The sequence below is a fragment of the Streptomyces phaeochromogenes genome, from assembly GCF_001418655.1.
Lineage (GTDB): Bacteria > Actinomycetota > Actinomycetes > Streptomycetales > Streptomycetaceae > Streptomyces > Streptomyces phaeochromogenes.
Genome location: NZ_LIQZ01000504.1, coordinates 1 through 3,055, shown reverse-complemented (window position 1 = coordinate 3,055; position 3,055 = coordinate 1). Strand labels below are relative to the sequence as shown.

General features: G+C 68.0%; 2 protein-coding genes and 2 pseudogenes. 2 read left to right on the top strand and 2 right to left on the bottom strand.

The window, feature by feature from the left end; all coding sequences use genetic code 11:
• Positions 1-214, bottom strand: a pseudogene (locus AOK17_RS44050) (cystathionine beta-lyase); the annotation flags it as partial.
• Between the two features lie 150 nt (positions 215-364).
• On the opposite strand from AOK17_RS44050, the gene AOK17_RS44045 reads away from it, so the two are divergent.
• Together AOK17_RS44045 and AOK17_RS44040 are read left to right on the top strand one after the other, a co-directional pair.
• Positions 365-1,336 (top strand): NAD(P)-dependent alcohol dehydrogenase, encoded by a 972-nt coding sequence (locus AOK17_RS44045; RefSeq protein ID WP_206190936.1) that lies wholly within the window; start codon positions 365-367, stop codon positions 1,334-1,336.
• Positions 1,337-1,357: 21 nt separating this feature from the next.
• Entirely contained in the window at positions 1,358-2,821 is a 1,464-nt protein-coding gene (locus AOK17_RS44040) for an MFS transporter (RefSeq protein WP_245697766.1), read from the top strand.
• 23 nt (positions 2,822-2,844) lie between these two features.
• Here AOK17_RS44040 and AOK17_RS44035 read toward each other — a convergent pair.
• Positions 2,845-3,055, bottom strand: a pseudogene (locus tag AOK17_RS44035) (oxidoreductase); the annotation flags it as partial.

The window sequence follows — 3,055 nt, the reverse complement described above, 5'->3', positions numbered from 1 at the left end:
CGCCGAGGCCGATGGCCCTCTGCAGCGCGTCGGCTACGCAGGGAGCCAGCGGGACATCCATCTCCGCCACCCACAGGGGCAGTACGTCCTCGGGATGAGCGCGCCACTTCATGCTGGTACGCCTTCGCAACTGCTGCAGGGACACCTGCACAAGGGGATCGGTCCGCCTGCTCTCGGCGTCCTCGGACACTGCCTGCTTCGTGCTTTCGGTCACGCGATCCTCCAACGTCCGGGCGATGCGAATCGGATGCTCCCAAGAGCCTCTGCGGGATGGCCACCTCGTTCGGCAAGCTGGTCATTCCCAAGCTTCAGCAGTGCGACGGGTCCGCCTGAGCGCGATGTGACCTGCGGCTATGGTTCGCCCATGAAAGCAGCGGTGCACAACCGGTACGGTCCGCCCGATGTGATCAGGATCGCCGAGGTGGACAAGCCGTCGATCAGGGACCAGGACGTCCTGGTGAGGGTGCACGCGACGACGGTCAACCGCACGGACTGCGCCTACCGGGCGGCCAGCCCCTTCTTCGTACGCATACTCACCGGCCTCGCCCGGCCCCGGCGTACGGTGCTCGGGACCGAGTACGCGGGAGTCGTGGACGCGGTCGGCAGCGGCGTCGCGTCCTTCAGGGCCGGCGACCGGGTGTTCGGCTACAACGAGGGCCGGTTCGGAACACATGCCGAGTACCTGTCGGTTCCGCACGACGGCGCCATCGCGACCATGCCGAGCGGCGTGACTTTCGAGGAGGCCGCACCCGGCACCGAGGGGTCCCACTACGCGCTGGCGTTCCTCAACAAGGCGGGTGTCCGGCCCGGACAGGACGTACTTGTATATGGCGCGACCGGTGCCATCGGCTCGGCGGCCGTGCAACTCCTGAAGCATCGCGGGGCCACCGTGACCGCGGTCTGCGACGGGGCGCACATGGAGCTGGTGAAGGGCCTGGGCGCGGACCGGGTAGTGGACCACACGGCCCAGGACTTCACCAGGGACGAGCAACGATATGACGCGGTGTTCGATGCCGTCGGCAAGAGCACGTTCGGCCACTGCAAGCGGCTGTTGAAGCCCGGCGGGGTCTATCTGTCGTCGGACCTCGGCCCCTGGTGTCAGAATCTTCTCCTGCCACTCGTCACACGTCTGTTCCGCGGCAGGAAGGTCAAGTTTCCCTTTCCGAAGCAGGACCAGGAGATGGCCCGCTATTTCCGGGACCTGATGGAGTCGGGAGAATTCAGCCCCGTCATCGACCGACGCTATCCACTGGAGCAGATCGTCGACGCCTATCGGTATGTCGAGACGGGGCAGAAGATCGGCAATGTCGTCATCATTGTCCTACCGCCGAATTGACCGATCGTCAGGAGTGCGGCCGTGCGACCCGAGAAGACATCACCCGCGCCCGGCGGCCTCGGCTGGAACCGCGAGACGGCAACCCTGGCGCTCCTGTCCTTCGCCATGCTGATCGTTTCGCTCGACCAGTACATCGTGGTCGTGGCGCTCCCCGACATCGCACGCGACCTCGGCTACTCCGCGCAGACGCTCCAGTCGGTCATCAGCGCCTACGCGGTGGCCTCGGCCGGTTTCCTCCTGTTCGGCGGGCGTGCCGCCGATCTGCTCGGACGACGCCGGATCCTGGCCGCCGGCCTCGCTCTCTACGCCGGGGCAGCGCTCGTCGGGGGATTCGCGACCGGCCCCGGCACACTCCTCGCCGCCCGCGCGGTCCAAGGCCTCGGCGGCGCCCTCGTCTTCCCCACCACCCTGGCGCTCATCAACACCACCTTCGCCGAAGGCCCCGCCCGCAACCGCGCACTGGGAATCTGGGGCGGGTCGGGCGCGGCGGGACTCGTCATCGGTGTGCTGCTCGGCGGGCTTCTTACAAGGGTGTTCGGCTGGGAAGCGGTCTTCTTCGTCAACGTCGTCCTGGCTGTCCCCGCATTGCTGCTCGCCTTCGTGGTGATCCCCCGGGACGGCCCACGCGAGCAAGGCCGCAGCTTCGACCTGCCCGGTGCGCTCAGTGTCACCCTCGGCATCACACTCATCGTGTTCGCCCTCGTGCAGGGTCCCGGACTGGGCTGGCTCTCGCCGGCCATCCTGATCGGCGCGGCGGCGGGCCTGCTGCTGATCGGTGCTTTCGTTCTCGTCGAGCGGCGCAGTGACGACCCGCTCATGCCACCCGGGCTGTTCTCCAACCCTCATCTGATCACCGGCGTCGTCATCGCGTTCATGTTCATGGCGACGTTCGGCTCCGTGCTCTACTTCCTGTCCCTCTACTTCCAGGAGATCCTGGGCTACGACGCTCTGCAGACCGGCGCCGGCTTCCTCATTCCCACGGCCGTGGTGGTGGCCGGTTCGACCACCGCTGGCCAGTTGGTGACGCGGTTCGGGCTCAGGCTCACGCTCTCGGTGGCCCTCGCCGTCGGTGCACTCGGCGCGGTTGCACTGGGCCTCGCGATTTCTCCGGACGGCACCTACCTCGAACTTGTCCCCGGTCTGGTGGCGCTCGGCATCGGCGACGGGGTGGTCTTCACCGCCATGTTCATCGCCGCGGCCACAGGCGTCTCCGACCGACAACAGGGCATCGCCTCCGGTATCGCGTCCACCGGCTCGGGTGCGGGCGCGGCCGTCGGCCTCGCCGTCCTCGTCCTGGTGGCGACGGCAGGCCTCGACGGTCTCTCCGGTGAACAGCTTCGGATCGCCACTGCCGACGGGATCCGCACCACGCTCTTCGTCGTGGCGGGCGGAATCGCGCTGACCTTGCTTGTGGCCTTGCGCAGATGCCCGACACCGGCCGAACCACGACCCACCCCGGTGCCGTACCAGGCCCGGCGCTGCTGACGGAGTCCCGGTGACGGCGAGTGTCACGCCTGGACGGTGGGCCGAACGTTGATCTCGCCGATCTCGACGTCGGCGGGCTGCTCGATGGCGAAGGCGACCGCGCGGGCGACCGCCGCCGGAGGGATGCCCATCGCGTCCATGTTCTTGCGCGTCTGCTCACGGACGTGCGGGTCCGCCATGGAGTCGGCGAGATCGGTGCGGATGTATCCCGGCGAGATGGCTGTCGTGCGCACC